The following is a 22510-nucleotide window of genomic DNA, read 5'->3' on the forward strand; positions in this document are numbered from 1 at the left end:
ATTTTATGATAGTTCCAATGTTAATAATTCTCTTTGTATAATTCTTTTTAGTCTGCGTAAATCATCTATAAATTCCGCTGTTCCTCCTGCTGTGATTTCCTCTTTGGGTTTGAGTTCTTTAAAAATACTCTTAATCAAACCCTTGTCGGTTATTCCGTTGGCTTGGCAAATCATCTCTACATCTACCAGTCTTGCACCGACAATATCATTTATAAACTTCCTCCCAAAACGGCTGTCTATCTCATCAAAGCCCAAAAGGTTATATTTTACGCCTCTTTTTATGGTTTTTTCGAGGTTCTCCGTTCCTGCTATGATTACCCCTATCTCGTCCTCCAATTCGTTGTATAAGGTAATAAACCAGCGGAGAGCGGAGGGTTTGAGCTTATCGGCTTCGTCTATGATTAAAAGCGGATTTTTGCCCTTTCTATTGGAAAGAAAATCAATTGCTTTCATTCCTAATTTATCTACGCTTGTATATCCTTTGCCTGTATCTACACCTAAAATCCTGCATAATTCCATTAAAAAATCCCTCTTGCTCCATTCTCTGGCTTGGATAAAAAACACGCTTTGTCCTTTGTTCTGCTCTGCAAAAGTTTTTAAAGTGGCTGTTTTTCCACTTCCTGCCTTGCAACTAATCGCCATAAACAAACTCCTTTCTTTGGAAACCCTTATATACTTGCTTATCTGCTGAAAGGCTAATGTTTCTGCAATGTTCCAACGCTGAACATTCATACCTAATTGATTGGCTACCTTTTGCCACATCGTTTCCGCTATACTTTCCCAGTTATTATTTACCATTTGGGAAATAGTTGCTTCCGACACGCCTACTTTGGTTGCTACTCTCATATAGCTTCCCAATCGTTTTTTTTCTTCTTGGATTGCTTGTACAATCTCTTTTTTTTGTAATTTTGCCATCGTAAGTATTTATTTTAATTATTCTTTAAAAAAGATTTAAAGAGTGGTTAAATATTCAAAGAGTTTAAAAGCTCTTCTGCATTAAATTCATCGGGGGAATATTCGCCAAAATCGTCCCCTGATGCTTTTCTTAAAGGAATAATTTTTCCCAATCCATTGTACTCATCTTCATACTGGTTAGCTTCAATTTTATTGGTATGTATGCCCATCAATAAAGCTTCTTCCCCAACTCCTGAAACAATTTTATTATATTGTTCTTCTTTCAGCTCTTTAATACGCCTTTGTCGTGCTTTTTCTTGGGATATTCTTCCCAGTTCTGCATTAGGTCCGTATTTTACAATCTTTTTAAATTCCTGTACTCTACAAAGAGAGATTAAAAAATGCTCGTGCTTTCTCCATACATATACCTCACTCAAATCCTCCATATCATACGAAACTACCACTCTTTGATTTTGATAATTTGAAATAACATCATAGTGTTTTTCGCTTATCATATAATGGAATTTTACCCCCATTACTTCTATATGAAACTGACCATTATTCCGTATTGTAGTCTCTATTTTCCTATCAAATAACATAGACTTTTGTAGTCTGTTTATTTCTATGATATGAGGTTTTTCGCTTTCTTGGTGCAGTTCTTTTGGTGTTTTATGAAACCCCTTATGCTTACGGCTATACTCTGAATATTTTAACCCTCTCCATTGCTCTATAAGGCTCTCACATTCTTCTACGGCTTGGATAAGGTCAAACCCTGCTTTTTTGCTCTCTTTTCTTAGTTTTTCCAAATATTCAGGACTTCGGTGGGCGTTCTCTCTGGTGGAGGTTATCCCCTCACCGTAATAGTATTTTGAGCCCATTAAAACCACACTTTGAAAAGTTCCAAACCAACGCTCTACACTGGCTTTATCACTCGCTAAATGCGTAAATCTCACCTTAACGCCTAAGCTTTCCAATTGCTTAATTAAAACCTTATTTTCTTCCGTATTGTGTCCTGGAAACTTATCCGTTACGATTTCATAAGGTAAATACCCCGCTTGTTTTACTGCCATTTGTAAAGCCTTTGCAAAACTGGTTTTATTCTCTGAATAAGTTAGATTATATCCCAATATATCCCCACTCATTACATCACGAACCACAACCGCCATTAGGTGCTTTTGTATCTTATTTCCCTCATTGTCTTTGGTCTCGTGGGCTATCATATTAACCCTTGTAGCGTCTATTTGCCAACAATCCCCAGCATATAAAGCATCTTCAAAAGGAATGTAAGATTTATAAATATTACTCTTTTTACTGCTCCCAAATCGTTTTTCAGCAGTTAGAAAATCGGTAAGAGGTTTATTCAAAAATCTTTTACACCATCTTTCAGACGGCTTTTTCCTCCCTGTTCTATCACAAGCCTTCCAAAACTCTCGTATGATATGTATTTGGCTAAAATTAGCTCCATTAGCTCTTAAATGGAGCAACCAACCAAATAAAACGGGGTCGTCGTATTTTAATGCTCCTTTGTGCCCTAATCTCGGTTGATAGATAATATCCGTTATAGCGTGGTCAGTAGTCTCTAATATATCCACTTTCTCCTTTAATTTCAAAGGGTTACAAGGTAAATACTGCATTTTATTTTCTTTGAGAATAACGCTTAAATCCTTATACAACTTCATTTTTGTACCTGGATAAGTATTCTTGTTCTCCATCATAAAAGCTACTGCACTACACGATTTGGCTAACGACTGGCGTTTGACTTCTTCCGTCCCATTATAATAACTCAAATAGTCCTTATAATGCTCTTCTATGTAGTCAAAAAACGCTTTTTTTAGATTAGTGAGGGTTCTTTCGTTATTTGGTTTTTCCATTCTTTTTTGAGTGTTTCCGTGTCTCCAAACAACGAACGGTAATGAGTAGGAGCTCGGTCGGGTATATTATCTATACAATAGTAAAAACTATTCTTTACCTTTGCCCAACGCCACGCCTTGCCTGTATTGGGCAAATAGGTCGCTGTTAGATAGGTGCCCCGTACGCTGTCTTTGTATTTGGAACGAACTTTCCACAAATATTCTTCTGAAACCTCACAAACCTCCATTATCAGCCGTTGAGAAAGCCAAACGCTCTCAATGGCGTTCTTTTTCCTTACGATAATATCGTCTGCTAATAGGTTCATTTGTCTTTGTTTTCGTTCTCTACTTCTTTTTTAATCTTTTCTACAAGTTCCTCCCTGCCTGTTACGATTTTATACATTATCTTAACCGCAGCTGTATTACCTCGCTTATAACGAGACCAAGCCGTAGCCTGGGGAACGCCTAAAATATCAGACAATAAAAGTGAGTCCGAAGACATCTTTTTCTTCTCGCATATCTGAAACATCTCAGATAAATTTTCTACCTTTGTCATACTTTTAAATATTATTTATTAAAATCTTTTTGCAAATATATAGAATATTTTACGAACAAAACAAATTAAAAATGGAAAATTTTACGAATTTATCCGATAGAATAAGACAAATAATTAATTATAAAGGTATTAGCATAAATAAATTTTCTCTACAAATAGGCGTTTCAAATAGCTATTTTAACAAAATATTGAGAGATAACAATAGTGTAGGGTCTGATAAAATTGAGAAAATTTTACGAGAATACCCCGAAATTAATCCTGAATGGCTAATATTAGGAAATGGCGAAATGCTTAAAAATATTGACACTATTACCCAAACCACAACAGGAAATAATAATATTTCCATAGGAAAAGGAAATAATAACAGTGTAAGTTCCAGTACAAGAGACAATACCATAAAACAACTACAAAAAGAATTGGAGGACTGCAAGAACCAACTGGAAGACTATAAAAAAATGATAGCTGAAAAAGATAATCAACTGAATAAACTTTTGAATATATTAGCAAAATAATACTATGGACAATATAGAGCAAAACATTACAGGAAACAATAATTTACAAGTAGGAGTAAATAACGGAGACATCATCAGAACCGAGAAAATAATAAGAAAAGTAGAAGTAATACACGATAAAAATGATTGTATTACTCCTGCACAAGCATTAGAAATTAGCCAAAAAATAAAAGAGATTGGCTCTGTTTTGGCATTGGATAAAGAAAAATCCGAAAAAGGAAAAGTTTTTGCAAGTGAGCAAATCGCATTCAAAAAGCAGTTTAAAATACATAAGTATGATGTACTCCCAAAAGACAAATTTGACGAAGCAATAAAATGGCTACAAAAGAGATATGTATATAAAGCTCAACCAAAATTAAGAAAAGAGGACATAGATTCTTGGAGAAAAGATAAATATGCGACTATATATGCAAGAGCAAATCAATTAGGTATATCAAAAGAGGAATTATATATTTTTGTTAATGATATACTAAAACATAAAAAATACTATAATTCTTTATCTGATTTAAGCCCTTCAAGTCTCAATAAGGTTTATAATAAAATTTTAGCAAAAACCAAAAAATAAATTTAGCCCTTGTAAAAATATTTAAACATCTTTACAGGGGCTAAAAATTTATTTTTCATTCAAGAAAGGGTAAGAAAAAGGGTAAGTTTTTTTTTAGATATTAAAAGTAAAGAAAAAAAGCAGATGTTTTTAGGTATGTATTTTGTCTCATTTTTTCCTAAAACTCCCTAAAAATAAGGGTTTAGATGATACTCTTTTGTGTTTTCGGTCTATTTTTCCACAAAAAAATTAACCTCAAATGGTAGTAAATGGTAATTCGCAAAACCTCAATTTTTCGGCTTTTTTGTGTTTATATTGTTATTTTTCAGTAAGTTAATCCATTTTCTCCATTTCTTTACTTTTTATTCTGCCCTTTAATAAAATAGAAAGAACCAATGGTTGGTTGGATAGTTATAGGTCTTTACTCAATAGATTTGACACAACAGTGGCTAGTTGGCTAGGATTTAATTATTTAGCATTTATAGTCATAGCCCTTAAAAAGTTTAAATGACTTCAATTATAAAAATGTCCAATCTTATCTTAAGACTGGGCACTTTTTTGATATTTATCAATTGTTAAATCACTTGTTCGCCGTTAATATATAAAGCATTAGGCTTTAACTGACCTTGTTTGTAAAGGATATTTCTAAAATCATCTGTTGGGTAAGTTACAAAGTCTGCTTTTTTACCTTTGGCTAAAACGCCTCTATCATCTAAGCCTAAAGCATGGGCAGAACGGAAGGTCATACCCGCAAGCACTTCGGCAGTGGATAGTTTTTGGAAAGTGGCTAATACAGAGGCTTGGGTAATCAGGTCGCCCATGGGTGCAGAACCAGGATTCCAGTCGCTGGCAATGGCTACACACGCTCCAGCATCTAATAATTTTCTTGCAGGTGTAAAAGGCTCGCCTAAACCTAAACTTGCACCGGGTAATACCGTTGCTACGGTGTTGGATTGAGCAAGGTATTTTACATCGTCATCGGTGGTGGCTTCTAGGTGGTCGGCAGATAGCGCATCTACATCTACAGCTACCCTAGAGCTTCCTGGTGTAAATTGATCTGCGTGAACTGTGATTTGAAAGCCCATCGCTTTAGCCTTCATTAAAAATTCCTGACTTTCTTTAGGTTGAAATGCGGATTGCTCAATAAAAATATCAACTCTTTCGGCTAATTTTTCCGCTTTAACTTTTGGAAGAATTTCTTCTAAAATATAGTTGAGGTAATCCTCATGACTACCATCAAAGTCTTTTGGTTTGGTATGGGCAGAAAGGCAAGTAGGGATCAGCTGTGCTTTAGTTTGTTGCTGGGCTTGTTTTATCACACGGAGCATTTTCAATTCTGAATCTAAATCCAATCCATAGCCACTTTTAACCTCGATGGTAGAAATGCCTAAGTGGAGTAAAGTGTTAATTCTTACTAATAACCCTTCAAGTAATTCTTGTTCAGAAGCTTCACGCGTATGCTTTACAGAACTCCAGATACCCCCGCCATTTTCAGCAATTTCTAGATAGGATTTCCCTGCATTTCGCATCGCAAAGTCGGCTGCTCTATTACCACCAAAACAGATGTGGGTGTGGCTATCCGTATAAGCGGGAAGCACTACCTGTGGTGTATCAATTTTGGTAATTTGAGCATCAGGATTTTGAGCCTTAAGGGTTTCAAAATCTCCTATATTTTGGATGGTTCCATTGTCGTAAAGAATGCCTGCATTTGAGATAATTTCTAAATCGTCATCTTTAAGAGCGCCTTTTAATGGTAACTGATTAAGAGTAATGGCTTGTGTAAATGGTCCAATTAAGTTCATGAAATATAAGTGTAAATTTTAAATTTAATATTGCGAAAATACAAAAAAGAAATTTAGTCCTTAGCATTTAATGAAGTTAAGTGGATGCTATTAAAGTAATAGAAACAAGAGACTTTTAGCCTAATAGCTCAGTAACTAGATAGAAAAATAAAATAAGCAGAAAAATATTATACTTTATATGTATTTTTCGGTCTTGTACCTCTTTTTTATGAGTAATAATTATAAATAAATCATAAGCCGTAATTAAAATACCAATCGAAAAAAGAATAATTTTAAAAGTATTCATACCGTGACTATAATTATAATGAATTGCAAAAATAAAAATTTTTCTTAACTTTATCAAAGGTTAAATTTATTGTAAGTCAAAACTTTAAACAGGTGAAACAATCTCTGTCATTTCTTTATTTTATCGCGTTTGCAGTAGGTGTTGTATTGCAGGATAGATTGGGCTGGACTATTGAAGAGGTTTCTGTGGTGGTAAGTTTGGGATTGGTTGTTTTGGGGGGTGCTATTCTGGTGAAACATTACTTTATTTCAAAATATAGAATTTACATTTTAGCTCTATTTTTTGTTTCTATTGGGGTATGCAGTCAGTTTTTAGCTTCGTCCTCACAGTGTGATAAGGTTTTGTCCAAGCAAGGCGAATTTGTTTTTAAACTAGATGAAAAACTTAATGCCAATACAAGATACCAGCGGTATATTGTTGTCATTTTAAACCAAAAAACACCTCAAAAAGTTTTGTTCAATGTGCCTAAGTCCTCGCATCCATTAGATTATCGCCATTACTATCGGGTAGAAGGTTTTATGCCGCCATTAAAATCGCCATTGTATTCGTTCCAATTTGACTATGCAAAGTATCAAGCGAGGAATGGTGTGTTTTATCAATGTTATTATAAAGGTCTTGTACAGAAAGGCGAAAATCAAAATCTATCTTTTAAAGACAAAATGAAACAACATCGGTTGGATTTAATCGAAAAGATTAATCATAGCCGTTTGTCAAATGTGGCAAAACAATTTTTGAAAGGCATCATTCTAGCGGATAAAACGGATATGGATGTAGAGCTGATTTCAAATTTTAGAAAAAGTGGACTGGCACATATATTAGCTATTTCTGGAACGCATATTGGGATTATTTTTGGATTTATCTTCTTTGTGCTGAGGTGGCTATTACCTTACCAAATGAGAGTGGGGAGCATCATTTTGAGTATATTGCTGATTTGGCTATTTGCGTGGTTTATCGGGGGTGGCAATTCGGTGATTCGGGCTTGTGCCATGCTGAGTGCTTATTTTATATTCACTTTACTTCAGCGGAAACCAAATACTTTGGATGCGTTAGGCTTAGCGGGATTAGGGCTTTTAGTGGTAGATCTTCAGCAGTTATTTAATGTTGGATTTCAATTAAGTTTCTCGGCGGTGTTGGGCATTTACTGGCTGTATCAGCCGTTTTTACAATTATTTCCAAAAACTAAAATATCGTTGGTGAGATTGGTGTATCAAACTTTATCGCTGACATTGGCAGCACAATTGGGGACTTTGCCTCTGGTGTTGTATTATTTCCATCAATATTCAGGGGTGTCTTTACTCGCCAATTTGTTGATTATTCCTTTGGTCGGAGTGGTAATTGTAGCCTCTTTTATCATGACGGGATTCATTTATTTCGGATGGGATAATCAGTGGTTAAGCACCATTTATAATGTTGTGATAGAATATCTGCTCCAATTGGTAGAGGGCTTTGCTAAGGTAGATATTTTATCTAATGATACGATAGCGTTTAATATATTTGAAGCAATTTTAGTGATGATGATGGTCTATTTATTAAACCGATGGTTATTGAAAAAATCTTGGCGCTATGGAATACACTTATTGGTGCTAGGGTTTATATTTTTAATTGTACGATTGGGATTCAATTATTATGAACACCAAACCTCTGAGGCATTATGGCATTCGCAAGGTCGGGAGCATATTCTTTCGGTTAAAGAACAAGGGCAAGTGAGTTTTTGGATTCCTAAAACTTTAGACCAAAATAAGGTTATGCAATATATCATCAAACCTTACATTATTTCTTGTAGAGTATCAAAATATCAAGTTTATAGGCTACCAAACGATGCGAAAGCGATTCAATATAAAGATAACATTTATCATAAGCCTTAAATGATGTTTATTGAATTGATTTCAATTAAATTTTTGAAAATCAGTGTTTTAATATGATTTTGGTGGTGTTTGTATTGATTGGATGAAGATTATATTTATTTAGAAACATTACAAACTAAGTATTTCTGATGTTTCTCATTTTCAAATGGGTAATCATTTTTTTAACTTTGTGCAAATTAAAAATTAAAACTTACTATGGCAGGTTTAACGAGTTCTACAATTGGTAGAAAATATGCGATGGCACTATCGGCAATGTTTTTGTTGATATTCTTGGTGATGCACCTATCTGTAAATATGCTTTCTGTATTTAGCGAAGACGCTTTTAATGAGGCATCTTATTTTATGGGGTATAATCCATTTGTTCAAGGTTTAATGCAACCGATACTGATTTTTGCAGTATTTTTTCACTTCATCATGGGGTTTGTTTTAGAGGCTAAAAACAATAAAGCAAGACCAGTAAAATATGCGGTGAATGGGGCAAATGCTAATTCCACTTGGATGTCTAGAAATATGATTATCTCTGGATTGGTAATTTTAGCGTTTCTAGGGATGCATATGTATGACTTCTGGGTGCACGAAATGATGTATAAGTATGTGCCAGGAGAGGGAGATCCTTCTGATGTTACTCGTTTTTGGGGAGAATTGCACGAAAAATTTGCAGACCCTATTAGAGTGGCGTTTTATGTAGTGGCGTTCGTATTATTAGGATTGCACTTAGCGCATGGATTCCAATCGTCGTTCCAGTCTGTTGGGGCTAGACACCCTAAATACACGCCAATGATCAAGGCGTTTGGAAAATGGTATTCTATCCTTATTCCACTAGGATTTATTGTAGTGGCAGTATTTCACTTTGTAACTCAATCGCACTAAATTTTAAATTTCTTAATGTCATTTAAAGTTTAAAGTCATTTTATAAAATAACATAACATGAGTAAATTAGATTCTAAAATTCCAGCAGGTCCACTTAAGGATAAATGGAAAAATCATAAAGACCATATGAATTTGGTAGCCCCAAACAACCGTGATAAAATTGATATCATTGTTGTAGGGACAGGCTTAGCAGGAGGTTCAGCAGCGGCAACTTTGGCAGAGCAAGGGTATAATGTAAAAGCATTTTGTTACCAAGACTCACCAAGAAGAGCCCACTCTATTGCAGCGCAAGGGGGAATCAACGCGGCTAAAAACTATCAAGGTGATGGCGACTCAATCTATAGACTATTCTACGATACCATTAAAGGAGGTGACTACCGTGCGAGAGAGGCTAATGTATATCGTTTAGCAGAAGTTTCTGCCAATATTATTGACCAGTGTGTGTCTCAAGGGGTGCCTTTCGGTCGTGACTATGGTGGTCAGTTAGACAACCGTTCATTTGGTGGGGTTCAGGTAAAAAGAACTTTCTATGCTAAAGGACAGACTGGTCAGCAATTGCTATTAGGTGCTTATTCTGCTATGAGCCGACAAATCGGTAAAGGTAGAATTAAAATGTATAACCGTCACGAAATGATGGATTTAGTAATCGTGGATGGTAAAGCGCGAGGTATTATCGCAAGAAATCTAGTAACTGGAGAGATAGAAAGACATTCAGCACACGCTGTGGTTATTGCTTCTGGAGGATATGGAAATGTATATTTCCTTTCAACTAACGCCATGGGGTCTAACTGTTCCGCTGCTTGGAAAATTCATAAAAAAGGTGCTTATTTTGCAAATCCTTGCTATGTGCAAATTCACCCGACTTGTATTCCAGTTCACGGTACACAACAATCTAAACTGACTTTGATGTCAGAATCACTTAGAAACTCTGGTAGAATTTGGGTGCCTAAAAAACTTGAAGATGCGGTAGCTATCCGAGAAGGTAAACTTAAGCCTAGAGATATTAAAGAAGAAGATAGAGATTACTACTTAGAAAGAAGATATCCTGCGTTTGGTAACTTGGTGCCTCGAGATGTAGCATCTCGTGCCGCTAAAGAACGATGCGATGCAGGCTTCGGAATTGAAAATAATGAAACTAAAGAAGGTGTATTCTTAGATTTCTCTACAGAAATCATGAAGAAAGGTAAAGAAGCCGTTCTAGAAAGAAATATTCACAACCCTACCGAACAACAAATCTATGATTTAGGGAAAGCTTGGGTAGAAGAAAAGTATGGTAACTTATTCCAAATGTATGAAAAAATTACAGCGGACAACCCATACGAAACGCCGATGAAGATTTACCCTGCGGTTCACTATTCTATGGGGGGCGTTTGGGTAGATTACAATTTAATGTCTACCATTCCAGGATGTTTTGTTATTGGAGAGGCGAACTTCTCAGACCACGGAGCGAATAGACTTGGTGCTTCTGCACTGATGCAAGGTCTTGCAGATGGTTACTTCGTATTGCCTTATACTATTGCAGACTATCTTTCTGCGGATATTAGAACAGGACAAATCCCTACCAATACACCAGCCTTTGACGAGGCAGAAAAATCTGTAAACGAAAGAATTAATTTCTTTGTTAATAATAATGGTTCCCACTCTGTAGACTACTTCCATAAGAGATTAGGACACATCATGTGGAATAAAGTAGGTATGGGTAGAACGCCTGAAGGTTTAAGAGAAGCCATTCAAGAAATTGAAGAAGTAAGAAAAGACTTCTGGCAAAATGTAAAAGTTCCAGGAGAAGCCAATAGTATGAACCCAGAGCTTGAAAAAGCTTGTAGAGTTGCCGATTTCTTAGAATTAGGACAATTGATGGCAATGGATGCACTGAATAGAGAAGAATCTTGTGGTGGACACTTCCGTTGGGATCACGCTACTGAAGATGGCGAGGCAAAGAGAGATGATGTTAATTTCAAATATGTAGCCGCTTGGGAATACAAAGGAGATAATATCAATGCTGAGGTAATGCACAAGGAAGACCTAGTGTACGAGAATATCGAAGTTAAAACAAGAAGTTATAAATAATCTCCAATAAAAAAGAATAAATCATGAGTGCAAAAAAAGGACTAAACCTGACTCTAAAAATTTGGAGACAGAAAAATAATAAATCAAAAGGACAATTTGAGACCTATAAAATCTCAGGTGTATCTACCGATTCATCATTCCTTGAAATGTTGGATATGCTCAATGAGAAATTGGTGAACGAAGGTAAAGAGCCTGTCGCATTCGACCACGACTGCCGCGAAGGGATTTGTGGGATGTGTTCACTCTATATCAATGGTAGAGCGCATGGTCCAGATACGGGCGTTACCACTTGTCAGCTTCACATGAGAATGTTCGAAGATGGCGAAACCATTACCATAGAACCGTGGAGAAGTGCCGCGTTCCCAGTGATTAAAGACTTAGTAGTAGACAGAAGCGCGTTCGATAGAGTAATGGCTGCGGGAGGTTTTATTTCGGTAAATACTTCGGGAAATACAACGGATGCCAATAGTATTTTAATTCCTAAAGAAGATGCTGATAAAGCGATGGATGCTGCGGCGTGTATTGGCTGCGGGGCTTGTGTAGCGACTTGTAAAAATGGTTCTGCTATGCTATTTGTAGGGGCTAAGGTGTCTCAGTATGCTTTATTACCACAAGGTAGAGTAGAGGCTAAAAGAAGAGTGCTGAAAATGGTAGCGGCAATGGACGACGAAGGTTTCGGAAACTGCTCGAACACTGGCGCTTGCGAAGTAGAATGTCCTAAGGGAATTTCTCTAGAAAATATTGCGAGAATGAACCGCGAATTTATGGCAGCAACGCTTGATAAAGGATAGTATAAAACCTTTGTAGATATATTCAAGAGTCGTTCTTTATAATGTTTAAAGAACGACTCTTGTGTTAAATATTTCATAAATATAGAAATTATGAGCGTTTAATTAATTATTTTTGTACAATAGAAAAAATGAAAAATTATATGAAAAAATATTTGTTTTTGATGCTGTCTGCTTTGCTGATAGTTTCATGTTCAAAAAAAGACCAAGTGATTGTTTCTGGGGTCATTAAAAATGTTTCACCATTGGATAGGATAGAGCTTATCAACGCGTCTAGCCCTACCACTTTGCCCGTAGCCAATATTGGTGTGGATGCAAATGGAAAATTTTCCGATACTATTGCCATTGCAGAAGACGGATTGTATGCCATTACCGTGGGTAGAAATATGAATTTTGTATATCTTAAAAAAGGTGAACATCTAAACATTACTGCGGATGGCGCAGACTTCTCATCAAGTATGAAGGTGGAAGGCGATGGTGAAAAAAACAATGCTTTCTTAGCAGCGTTACAAAAATATATGACGGAATATTTGGGTAAAGTAGATGTGCAGTTTATGTCCAAAGATGAAAAACCATTCTTAGACGAAGTTCAAAAAATGGATAAGGATATGGAAAAAAAAATAGACGAATTAAAATCTAAATTCAGTCCAGATTCCGACTTGGTAAAACTTAAAAAAGACGAAGCTAAAGTCAATTTATTAATGCTAATGGAGCAGTATGCCAACATTCACGGACAAGCGACGGGTAACCCTAACTACAAACCTTCGTTATCTTTCAATAATATTAGAGAAAGTTTGGTGAAAAATGAGGTGCAATTGGTTAAGGAAATTCCAACTTACAGAAGTTACCTTTTGATGAAGTATAAAGATAGATTCGACCAGTTTGTAGATAATTTAAAAAATAAAGACTTATCAGCAACGGAAGCATTTGCTCAATTCATCAACAAAGAAAAAGGCGTAGACCAAGAAGTAAAAGACCAATTATTAGCCTTTGTAGCGATGCAATACGATATGTCGCCTCAAAATCCTAGATTCGACCAAATGATGGCAACCTTGGATAAAGAAGTGAAAAATCCACAAATCAAAAAAGATTTAAAAGAAATTAAATTGGTGATGCAGGGGCTACCGAAAGGCACAAAAGCACCAGACGAAGGCCTCGTAACCGCTGATGGCAAAGCATTCCAATTTTCTATGATTAAGGATAATCGTCCTACTGTTCTAATATTCTATACCTCGTGGACACCTTATGTTAATGAGGCTTTAAAATCTATTAATGCTGAACTTAATGAAACTTATGCTAATCATATTAATACAGTTATCGTTAATTTAGATGATACACAAGACCAGTTTAAAAAGACTTCTGACGCGGTATTAAAAGATTTAAAAAATGTACAAAGTGTCTATGCAAAAGGTGGTTTAAAATCTAAAGTGGCTAAGGCATATGGCATCTATGGATTTAAGTTACCTTGTATTGTAGTGGTGGATAAAGACGGAAAAATAGTTTCGGCATCTTATGTGGAAACGCGAGGCGATGGGCTAGAAAAAGTCTTAACGACACTCACAGGTATTCAGCCAAAACCTAAAGAAACCAAAGAAGAATCTCAACCTTCAAAATAAGAATAAACTAAAAAAGAGATTGCACCCAGCAGTCTCTTTTTATTACCAATACTTTCAGGAAATAAAAGTCATTATAAAACCTTATTTTTGCGGAGTATTTCAATCATTTAGTTGTTGAAACCTATGTCTAGAAAAAAGAAAAAGAATATCATATTGGATAACCTTAGGCTGATTACAGCTGGGGCTAAAGGTGTAGCCATTGGAAAAACTGAAGAAGGAAAAACTGTTTTGGTTTCTGGGGCTGTACCTGGTGATTTGGTAAAAGCCAGAGTAAGAAAATCTAAAAAACAATACTACGAAGCCGAAGCGATAGAAGTTTTAGAGCCATCGGAAGATAGAGTAGCACCAGAGTGTCGCCATTTTGGAGTCTGTGGTGGTTGCAAATGGCAAAACCTGTCGTATGATAAACAGTTGGATTTTAAGCAGAATGAAGTGCTTAATAACCTAAAACGCATTGGGGGGATAGACGATTTTAAAGCCTTGCCGATATTAGGCTCGGAAGAGGTTTACTTCTATCGTAATAAAATGGAGTTTTCTTTTTCTAATGCTCGCTGGCTAACCGCAGAGGAGATTAGTGATAATGAGGCTATTCAAAATAAAAATGCGCTAGGGTTTCATATCCCTGGGATGTGGAGCAAGATTTTAGACTTAAAGGAGTGCTACCTTCAGCAAGACCCGTCTAATGCCATCAGATTAGCAGTGAAAGCCTATGCCGATGAGCATCAGTTGGATTTCTTTGATGTAAAATCTCAAGAAGGTTTTTTAAGAACGCTAATGCTAAGGCAAAATGCCAAAGGCGAATGGATGGTGCTATTCCAACTATATAGAGAAGAAGCGGAGCATAGAGTGGCGTTGTTTGATTACCTTTTAAGTCAATTCCCACAGATTAAAACTTTGGTGTACGCCATTAACCCAAAACCAAATGATTCCATCTACGATTTGGAAGTTATTCCTTACTATGGGGATGGATTTTTGGTGGAAGAAATGGACGGTTTAGAGTTTAAAATTGGACCTAAATCTTTTTTTCAAACCAACTACAAGCAAGCCCTAAATCTATACAGAAAAACTTTAGAATTTGCTGATTTAAAAGGCGATGAAGTAGTATACGACCTGTATACTGGAACGGGAACGATAGCCCAGTTTGTAGCAAGAAATGCGAAGCAAGTCATCGGGATAGAATCTGTGCCAGAGGCGATAGCTGCCGCTAAAGAACACGCTAAGCATAATGGACTGGATAACTGCACCTTTTACTGTGGCGATATGAAAGACATCTTTACGGAAGAGTTTTTAGCCAACCACCCAAAAGCCGATGTGCTGATTACCGACCCACCAAGAGATGGTATGCACGCCAAAGTAGTGGAGCAGATTTTGAAACTAGCCCCAGAAAAAATAGTGTATGTAAGTTGCAATTCGGCGACCCAAGCGAGGGATTTAGCCTTAATGAAAGAAGATTATAAGGTAGAGAAAATCTTACCCGTAGATATGTTTCCACAAACGCATCATATAGAAAATATTGCATTATTAACTAAAATTAAATAGTTTATGAAGTCGCTTTTTAGCATACTATGGATAGGGCTGCTGGGTATTGTACTATGCTCTTGTGGTAATGATGATGATATTTGTGATAAAGGCTTAGGCACACCCAGAATGAAAGTGAAGTTTAAAACCGAAAATAATAAATTGTATCAACCAGATACTTTAGTCATCGGGGTTAAATTAACCAATAGTGAGGATATTAAAACCGTAGTCTCTGCCATAAAACCAGATTCTGTTTTAGTACCACTTAGGGTGGACGACCAAACTTATACCGACCTCTATATCCGTACACAACCGAATAATAAAGCGGAGCAGTTCTCGGTAGTTAGAGTAAATTACACTCCACGCTCAGAATATGTATCGCCCGCTTGTGGTATCCGTAGGCTTTATAATGATTTAAAAAGTTCGGTTACCCAGTCGGCATCGGTAAAAAAAGTAGAAACTAATACCTCTAAAATTGATAATGAAAATCCAACGCATATTTATTTTATTTTTTAGCTTATGTACACTAGGGGTACTGGCACAGGCGCAGCAGGACTCTATAAAACCTAAATGGCAATATCAACCGAATTTTTTAATTGGGGTAGATGTTTTGGGGGCTGGGGTTTCGGCGTTTTCTAAGCAAAAGAAATTTCAGTTTTTTGTAGCCTCACAGATTAAAGGACGCTACAACGGAATAGTGGAAGGTGGTTTTGCAAAGAATGTTTATGATAAAAATGCATACAACGCTACTGCCGAAGGCTATTACGCAAAATTAGGCGCATTCTATATGATGGTAACAGATACCAAAAATCCTAAAAATGGCTTCTATACTGGTGTAAAGCTAGCGGCAAGTATCTACGCACAAGAATATCAATCTGTACCCACTAAAGGCAGTAATGGGCAGATTTTTAAGACTGCTTTTCCTAAAACCAACCAATCTTCATATTGGGCAGAAGCTACGATTGGAGGTAGGGTTCAGTTGTTTAGTTCTTCATTTTTTATTGATGTTAATGCCCAGCCAAGATATTTAGTATATACCACTAAGCAAGACGATATTATGCCTATGATTATCCCAGGCTTTGGTAAAAGTTCTACCAAGTTTAATATGGGGGTGGCATGGAGTATTGCCTACTATTTTTAATGCAGAAAGCACTCTTTCATTAGATATGAATAAACCGTTATTGAGTACTTACTACCCCCCTTTGTAACGGGTAGTGATCCCCTTCGGAAGCGGTTGTTTACCCCTTAGTTAATACTTATTGACCCCTTCGTAACGGGTAGTTATCCCCTTCAGAAGGGATTGTTTACCCCTTAATTAATGCCTATTGCCCCCTTCATAACAGGTAGTGATCCCCTTCGGAAAGGGTTGCTTATCCCTTAGTTAATGCTTATTGATCTCTTCGGAAGGGGTTGCTTATCCCTTAATTAATACTTATTGCCCCTTTCAGAGTGGGGTGGTGGATACTTTATAATGAAGGTAGAATGGCGCTAATGAATTCTTGGGTTGCCAGTTTTAGTTCTTCCAAATTACCATTATTATAAATGATAAAATCCGCACGATTGATTTTTTCGGGTTCTGGCATTTGCTGAGCGATGATGGCTTCTACTTCACGATAAGTTTTTTGGTCTCTATCCATCACCCGTTTGATGCGAATACTTTGGTCTGCTGTGACTAAAAGGCTGAGGTCGCAATATTGATCTAAGTTCAACTCAAAGAGTAGTGCTGTTTCTTTAAATACCAAAGCGGTCGTTTGAGTTTGAAGCCAATTTTCGTAATCTTCCTTTACCGCAGGGTGGATTAAGGCATTGAGGTGTTCTAATTTACTAGGTTGATTAAACACTTGCTCTGCCACCCAAGCTCTGTTGTATTGCCCTTGTGTGTCATAAGCCTCTGAGCCTAATAGCTCAATAATTTTAGTTTTCAGTTTGGTATTGGTATGGACTAGCGCTTTGGCTTCAGTATCGGAGTTGTAAACTGGAAATCCCATGCTTGCAATGATTTTGGCAACGGTACTCTTTCCAGAACCAATCCCCCCAGTAATCCCTATGATTTTTTTTCGTTTCATAATATATAAAGCTTTAGGCGGTAGGCTTTAAGCAGTGAGCAACTCAAAACTCAAAACTCAAAACTTTTATAAAGTAGCGGTAGGCTTTAAGCAGTAAGCAACTCAACCCTCATCACTCAAAACTTTTAACTTCCTTTATAATCAGTACCCAAACACCTCATTAAAACTAAAAGTCTCATCTAAGCGTACACCTTTTTCCGTCATTTTTAAAGTGGCTAACTCGTTGTAGGCATCATGTTCAAAAAATAAAATGTACTCGTTATCCACACATTGTTTTAAGAATTTATCTTTTTCTTCCATTGTGAGGAGAGGGCGTGTATCGTAGCCCATTACATAGACCAGTGGAATATGCCCTACTGTAGGAATAAGGTCGGCAGCGAAAACAATGGTTTTGCCCTGATATTTCAGTACGGGAAGCATTTGTTTTTCAGTATGTCCATCTACGAAGATGATGTCCATTTTAAGGTCTGGAGCAAAACCATAATTGCCCGTTTGGGGTAATGGAAGAAACTCTAGCTGACCGCTTTCTTGGATGGGTAAAATATTTTCCTTTAGAAACGAGGCTTTTTCCCTTGGGTTAGGATGTACTGCCCAGTCCCAATGGTTTTCATTAGTCCAGAACTTTGCATTTTTAAAGGCGGGACGATAGCCCGTGCGGTCGTCATTCCATTCAATAGCACCGCCGCAATGGTCAAAATGAAGGTGGGTTAAGAAGACATCGGTAATATCTTCTCGTACAAAGCCATATTTCTTTAAGTTTTTATCCAAAGAATCATCGCCCCAAAGGGAATAATGACCAAAGAATTTCTCGTCTTGCTTGTCGCCCAAGCCACAGTCTACAAGGATTAATTTTTTGCCATCTTCAATGAGTAAGGAGCGCATCCCGAGTTCGATAAGGTTTTTTTCATCGGCAGGGTTGGTCTTTTGCCATAGCGATTTTGGGACTACGCCAAACATGGCACCGCCATCAAGTTTAAATTTTCCGCATTGGATAGGATATAGTTTCATAAATTTTCCGATTTTAAGGATTAAAATAATTCGCCTAAGTTATTAGGGCGCTGAATATTGAGGTGTCGGTAGGCTTTATCAGTTACCTCTCTGCCTCTAGGAGTTCGGATGATAAAACCTTCTTGGATAAGGAATGGTTCATAAACTTCCTCTAAGGTCTCTGGGTTTTCACCGATGGAAGTCGCCAAAGCAGAAATCCCCACAGGCTTGCCTTTAAAGTTTTCTATCATCACCTGCATGATTTTATTATCCATATCATCTAAGCCATGCTCATCCACATTTAAGGAATTGAGGGCAAATTTTGCAATATCAATATTAATTTCGCCATTGCCTTTTATTTCTGCAAAATCTCGTACTCTACGGAGTAGGGCATTGGCAATTCTTGGGGTGCCTCTACTTCTTCGGGCAATTTCTAGGGCGGCATCTTCATAAATAGGAACACCTAAAACCCTAGCACTACGCTCGATAATCATTCCTAATAATTCCACCGTATAATATTCTAGCCTAGACTGAATCCCGAATCTTGCCAACATCGGTTTGGTCAGCATACCACTTCTGGTTGTTGCCCCAACTAAAGTAAAAGGGTTAAGGTGGATTTGTACCGAGCGCGCATTAGGACCAGTTTCCAGCATAATATCAATTTTATAATCTTCCATCGCAGAGTAGAGATATTCCTCTACAATAGGCGATAAACGATGGATTTCATCAATGAATAAAACATCATTTTCCTCTAAATTGGTCAGCAACCCTGCCAAACTTCCTGGCTTATCCAATACGGGTCCAGAAGTTACTTTAAAACCTACGCCCAATTCATTAGCAATGATATGGGCTAAAGTGGTTTTCCCCAGCCCTGGTGGACCGTGGAGTAGGGTGTGGTCTAGTGCAGTCCCTCTGTTTTTAGCAGCAGCTACAAAGACTTCTAAATTGTCCAAAGTACGCCTTTGCCCTGCAAAATCATTAAAACTTTGGGGGCGTATCTGGTCTTCCTGCAAGAGTTCTTCTTGGGAATAATTATCTTTATCTGGATGTAAAAAATCTGGCATTTTTATTTAAAACTTGGTTCAAATATAGCAAAAAACTATTGATTTTTAGCTATGTTTACAATAATGTCAGCAGCATTTTGGCTTGCACCACTACCGCCTAATTTTTGCTTTAATATTTTATAATCTGATAATATTTGATTCTTATTCTTTTTTAATATTAATTTTAATTCTTGGACTAAATTTTTGGTGCTAAGGTCATCTTGAATTAATTCCTTAACCACTGGCTTTTCCATAATTAAATTAACCAAAGAAATATATTGAATATGCTTGATGAGGCGTTTGGCAATAAGGTAAGAAATCTTGCTTCCACGATAGCAAACCACTTCTGGAACTTCTAAAAGTGCCGTTTCTAAAGTGGCAGTCCCAGAGGTAACGAGTGCCGCTTCTGAACAACGCAGCAAATCGTAAGTGCGGTTGGAAACAAAGTGAACATCTGAATCCACAAAATTTTCATAAAAAGAAGGTGGTAAACTGGGCGCTCCAGCAATTACGAATTGGTATGCTTTAAAATAAGGTCTTACCGATAGCATTAAATCCAGCATTTTTTTTACCTCTTGGGCCCTAGACCCAGGGAGTAAGACGATAATGGGTTTATCATTTAAATGAAACTCGGCTTTAAAATCTTCTTTTTTGATAGGGGGTAAATCTTGGAGCGCGTCTAACAAAGGATGTCCTACAAAATGGGCGTTCACCTGATGTTTTTTGTAGAAGTCTTTTTCAAAAGGTAAAATTACCAGCATTTCGTCCACATAGTTTTGAATGGTTTTAACCCGATTTTCCTTCCATGCCCATAGCTGCGGGGAAATATAATACACAACTTTGATGCCTAGTTGCTTAGCAAACTTGGCAATTCTTAGGTTAAACCCAGGATAATCAATCAGTACGAGTACATCGGGCTGGTAGGATTTGATGTCGTTTTTGCATAGTTTAATATTTCTAAGAATGGTTCTAAGATTTTGAACCACTTCTATAAAGCCCATAAAGGCTAAATCTCGGTAATGTTTTACCATAGTTCCGCCTTGCTCTGCCATTAAATCGCCACCCCAGAATCTGAATTCGGCTTGTGGGTCTTTTTGTTTAATGGCTTTCATAAGGTTGCTCCCATGGAGGTCGCCAGAGGCTTCCCCAGAGATAAGATAATATTTCATATTATTGTACAATCTAATTGTAAGGACAAACATAAACTTAAAATTTAACTTATAAAAGTTTTATGGGTAGATATTTTTGTTATATTTGTCTAAAACTTGTAGTTATGAAAAAAATATTATTACTAACGCTATTAATGAGTTTTACTTTGAGTATTAATGCTCAAGAAACCAGCGATACATCAGAAGTATCATCACAAAGAATGAATGATATAATGATTAGTCCATTTCCAACCATTGCGGGGACGCATGTTAATGTATCGTACGAACGCTTGTTGAATGCAGAATCTGGAATAGGTTTAGATGCGTTTGTATCTATTGAAAATGGAGGAGGTTCCTCACAATTTTCTCCATATTACAGAATGTATTTTGGTAAAAAATATGCTGCAGGATTTTTTGTGGAAGGTTTTTTACCAATTACTTCAAGCAAATATATTGTTCATCATTATTATTTTGATCATAGTGGAGCATCAATGGCTTATCCTGAGGAAAAGAGGTTAACTACTTTTGGACTGGGAATAGGTCTTGGTGGTAAATGGTATACCAAAAAGAATATTATATTTGAAGCTAGTTTTGGTATTGCAAGAAGGTTCGGAAATAATGAGGAAAGTTATGATTACTCTCCAATTACAGGAAAAGGAATGCTTGGTATAGGCTATAGATTTTAAAAATATATGAGCGAAGAATTAGAAATTAAAAATAAAGTCGCCTCTAGTGGGTTAGTTAATTTTGATTTAGCAACATTGTTGCCTAAAGGCAGGCGTATAGGTATAGATTTAAAAGATTTTCTTTTTCAAGAATTAGTATTGAAAGAAAAAGATTTTCGGGAAAAGGTAAAGGCATTAAATACCGAAGATTATAGAGACTGTTTTGTATATATCTACAATTCAGCAGATGCAATAGTTCCGCTATGGGCGTATTTTTTGATCACAGCTCGGCTCTCAGGCATTGCAAAAAAAGTAGTGTATGGCTCTGCCGAAGAATTAGAAATTATTTTAATGCACGATGCACTGGTACAATATGATTTTTCAGAACTTCAGGATAAGCGTGTTTTAGTCAAAGGCTGTACAGACCAATCTATTCCAGAGAATGCCTATGTGGAACTGGTAGAAAAATTAAAGCCTATTGTAAAATCTCTAATGTTTGGGGAAGCTTGTAGTAATGTTCCGATATTAAAAAATTAGGCTTTCAGTTAAAGATTAGGAATGGTTTTTGATATGATAAACTCAATAAATAAAATTTTAAATAAAAAATAAAAAAACATGAGTTTATTAGATTTAATTACTGGGAGTACTGGCTCTCAAGTGGCAGAAAAAGCAGAATCCAAGTTTGGAATTAGCAAAAATCAAATGATGGCACTTTTGGCTGTGGCAACTCCCGTTATCATCAGTTATCTTAGAAATAAAACCAAAGATGCTAAAGAAGCAGAATCCCTAAACCACGCCCTAGATAAAGACCATGATGGAAGTATCTTGGACGATGTTTCTCAAATTGATTCTAGACAAGAAGAAGGGAATAGTATTTTGAGCCATATTTTTGGAAATAAAAAATCTGAAGTTGAAAACGAAATTTCTCAAAATACAGGAATTTCTATGGACAAGATTGGTCCAGTTTTAGCGATGTTAGCACCTGTAATTATGGGCTATATCGGTAAACAAAAAAGAAGCAACCAAGTGAATTCTGGGGGTGGATTATCCGATTTGTTAGGTGGACTTCTAGGTGGAGGTTCTTCTCAAGGAGGTAATCCAATTAACGATTTACTAGGAAGTGTAATGGGAGGGGGTTCTAACCAATCTTCTGGTGGCGGCTTAGGAGATATTCTAGGTAATGTGCTAGGGGGTAGTTCTAAACAATCTAAAGATAATCAAGGTGGTTTAGGTGGTTTTTTAGGAAGCATTTTAGGAGGTAAATAATTCTTAATCATAATATAACAAATTTGCTCAGTCAATATTTTGATTGAGCAATTTTTATTTGAAACGATCCTAAATTATGCGCGGTAAGTAACATTTAGCATTTATCAGCAACTTATAAATTATAAAGCTTATGAATCGAGGCAACCATTTGGAATGTTTTGCGT

At 36.6% G+C, this 22510-nt stretch carries 22 protein-coding genes and 1 pseudogene; 14 read left to right on the plus strand and 9 right to left on the minus strand.

The window, feature by feature from the left end; translation table 11 throughout:
- Positions 1 to 3 precede the first annotated feature (3 nt).
- From C237_RS0101105 to C237_RS0101120, 4 genes are read right to left on the minus strand one after another with little or no spacing between them, the layout of a single operon-like run.
- Positions 4 to 915, minus strand: a complete 912-nt coding sequence (locus C237_RS0101105; RefSeq protein ID WP_018674642.1) for an AAA family ATPase — start codon at positions 913 to 915, stop codon at positions 4 to 6.
- Positions 916 to 962: 47 nt separating this feature from the next.
- The gene (locus C237_RS0101110) at positions 963 to 2765 is read right to left on the minus strand and encodes a Mu transposase C-terminal domain-containing protein (protein ID WP_018674643.1); all 1803 of its coding nucleotides are present in this window, start codon (positions 2763 to 2765) and stop codon (positions 963 to 965) included.
- Positions 2726 to 3070: a hypothetical protein gene (locus C237_RS0101115; protein ID WP_018674644.1), complete on the minus strand. Its 345-nt coding sequence runs from the start codon at positions 3068 to 3070 to the stop codon at positions 2726 to 2728. Before C237_RS0101115 ends, C237_RS0101110 begins: the two co-directional genes overlap by 40 nt.
- Positions 3067 to 3300 carry a hypothetical protein gene (locus C237_RS0101120; RefSeq protein WP_018674645.1) on the minus strand — a complete coding sequence of 78 codons (234 nt, stop codon included), beginning with the start codon at positions 3298 to 3300 and terminating at the stop codon, positions 3067 to 3069. The genes C237_RS0101115 and C237_RS0101120 overlap by 4 nt, the downstream gene beginning before the upstream one ends.
- Positions 3301 to 3371: 71 nt before the next feature.
- Here C237_RS0101120 and C237_RS0101125 point away from each other — a divergent pair, with 71 nt between their 5' ends.
- The 3 genes and pseudogenes from C237_RS0101125 to C237_RS14115 form a co-directional block, all read left to right on the plus strand.
- Complete coding sequence (locus C237_RS0101125; RefSeq protein ID WP_018674646.1) at positions 3372 to 3812, plus strand: helix-turn-helix domain-containing protein; 441 nt, start codon at positions 3372 to 3374, stop codon at positions 3810 to 3812.
- 4 nt (positions 3813 to 3816) lie between these two features.
- Complete coding sequence (locus C237_RS0101130; protein WP_018674647.1) at positions 3817 to 4377, plus strand: ORF6C domain-containing protein; 561 nt, start codon at positions 3817 to 3819, stop codon at positions 4375 to 4377.
- A 361-nt stretch (positions 4378 to 4738) separates the two neighbouring features.
- Positions 4739 to 4867, plus strand: a pseudogene (locus tag C237_RS14115) (IS5 family transposase); the annotation flags it as partial.
- Between the two features lie 64 nt (positions 4868 to 4931).
- Here C237_RS14115 and hutI read toward each other — a convergent pair.
- The gene (gene hutI, locus C237_RS0101135; protein WP_018674648.1) at positions 4932 to 6158 is read right to left on the minus strand and encodes an imidazolonepropionase; all 1227 of its coding nucleotides are present in this window, start codon (positions 6156 to 6158) and stop codon (positions 4932 to 4934) included.
- Between the two features lie 378 nt (positions 6159 to 6536).
- Between hutI and C237_RS12600 the strand changes: the two genes are divergently transcribed.
- The 8 genes from C237_RS12600 to C237_RS0101180 all read left to right on the plus strand — a co-directional run bounded on the left by C237_RS12600 (position 6537) and on the right by C237_RS0101180 (position 16312).
- Positions 6537 to 8309 carry a ComEC/Rec2 family competence protein gene (locus C237_RS12600; RefSeq protein WP_018674650.1) on the plus strand — a complete coding sequence of 591 codons (1773 nt, stop codon included), beginning with the start codon at positions 6537 to 6539 and terminating at the stop codon, positions 8307 to 8309.
- A 195-nt stretch (positions 8310 to 8504) separates the two neighbouring features.
- On the plus strand, positions 8505 to 9179 hold the full coding sequence (locus C237_RS0101150; protein ID WP_018674651.1) for a succinate dehydrogenase cytochrome b subunit: 675 nt from the start codon (positions 8505 to 8507) through the stop codon (positions 9177 to 9179).
- Positions 9180 to 9236: 57 nt separating this feature from the next.
- Positions 9237 to 11249 carry a fumarate reductase/succinate dehydrogenase flavoprotein subunit gene (locus tag C237_RS0101155; RefSeq protein ID WP_018674652.1) on the plus strand — a complete coding sequence of 671 codons (2013 nt, stop codon included), beginning with the start codon at positions 9237 to 9239 and terminating at the stop codon, positions 11247 to 11249.
- A 23-nt stretch (positions 11250 to 11272) separates the two neighbouring features.
- A complete protein-coding gene (locus C237_RS0101160; RefSeq protein ID WP_018674653.1) occupies positions 11273 to 12040 on the plus strand; it encodes a succinate dehydrogenase/fumarate reductase iron-sulfur subunit in 768 nt (255 codons plus the stop codon).
- A 140-nt stretch (positions 12041 to 12180) separates the two neighbouring features.
- Positions 12181 to 13653 (plus strand): TlpA family protein disulfide reductase, encoded by a 1473-nt coding sequence (locus C237_RS12605; RefSeq protein ID WP_033398512.1) that lies wholly within the window; start codon positions 12181 to 12183, stop codon positions 13651 to 13653.
- Between the two features lie 123 nt (positions 13654 to 13776).
- Positions 13777 to 15192 carry a 23S rRNA (uracil(1939)-C(5))-methyltransferase RlmD gene (rlmD, locus tag C237_RS0101170; RefSeq protein WP_018674655.1) on the plus strand — a complete coding sequence of 472 codons (1416 nt, stop codon included), beginning with the start codon at positions 13777 to 13779 and terminating at the stop codon, positions 15190 to 15192.
- 3 nt (positions 15193 to 15195) lie between these two features.
- The gene (locus tag C237_RS0101175) at positions 15196 to 15687 is read left to right on the plus strand and encodes a DUF6452 family protein (protein WP_026315415.1); all 492 of its coding nucleotides are present in this window, start codon (positions 15196 to 15198) and stop codon (positions 15685 to 15687) included.
- Positions 15653 to 16312, plus strand: coding sequence for a DUF6048 family protein (locus C237_RS0101180; RefSeq protein ID WP_018674657.1), 660 nt, complete (start codon positions 15653 to 15655; stop codon positions 16310 to 16312). Before C237_RS0101175 ends, C237_RS0101180 begins: the two co-directional genes overlap by 35 nt.
- Positions 16313 to 16637: 325 nt before the next feature.
- On the opposite strand, the gene coaE is transcribed toward C237_RS0101180, so the two are convergent.
- The 4 genes from coaE to lpxB all read right to left on the minus strand — a co-directional run bounded on the left by coaE (position 16638) and on the right by lpxB (position 20436).
- Complete coding sequence (coaE, locus tag C237_RS0101185) at positions 16638 to 17237, minus strand: dephospho-CoA kinase (RefSeq protein ID WP_018674658.1); 600 nt, start codon at positions 17235 to 17237, stop codon at positions 16638 to 16640.
- A gap of 141 nt (positions 17238 to 17378) precedes the next feature.
- Complete coding sequence (locus C237_RS0101190; protein ID WP_018674659.1) at positions 17379 to 18245, minus strand: MBL fold metallo-hydrolase; 867 nt, start codon at positions 18243 to 18245, stop codon at positions 17379 to 17381.
- Between the two features lie 20 nt (positions 18246 to 18265).
- Positions 18266 to 19288 carry a Holliday junction branch migration DNA helicase RuvB gene (gene ruvB, locus C237_RS0101195; RefSeq protein WP_018674660.1) on the minus strand — a complete coding sequence of 341 codons (1023 nt, stop codon included), beginning with the start codon at positions 19286 to 19288 and terminating at the stop codon, positions 18266 to 18268.
- 35 nt (positions 19289 to 19323) lie between these two features.
- Entirely contained in the window at positions 19324 to 20436 is a 1113-nt protein-coding gene (gene lpxB / locus C237_RS0101200) for a lipid-A-disaccharide synthase (RefSeq protein WP_026315416.1), read from the minus strand.
- Between the two features lie 104 nt (positions 20437 to 20540).
- Between lpxB and C237_RS0101205 the strand changes: the two genes are divergently transcribed.
- The 3 genes from C237_RS0101205 (at position 20541) to C237_RS0101215 (ending at position 22346) form a co-directional block, all read left to right on the plus strand.
- Positions 20541 to 21101, plus strand: a complete 561-nt coding sequence (locus tag C237_RS0101205) for a hypothetical protein (protein ID WP_018674662.1) — start codon at positions 20541 to 20543, stop codon at positions 21099 to 21101.
- Positions 21102 to 21107: 6 nt separating this feature from the next.
- Entirely contained in the window at positions 21108 to 21617 is a 510-nt protein-coding gene (locus C237_RS0101210; protein WP_018674663.1) for a DUF2480 family protein, read from the plus strand.
- A gap of 78 nt (positions 21618 to 21695) precedes the next feature.
- A complete protein-coding gene (locus C237_RS0101215) occupies positions 21696 to 22346 on the plus strand; it encodes a DUF937 domain-containing protein (protein ID WP_018674664.1) in 651 nt (216 codons plus the stop codon).
- Positions 22347 to 22510: the final 164 nt, after the last annotated feature.

The organism is Riemerella columbina DSM 16469, from assembly GCF_000374405.1.
Classification (GTDB): Bacteria; Bacteroidota; Bacteroidia; order Flavobacteriales; family Weeksellaceae; genus Riemerella; species Riemerella columbina.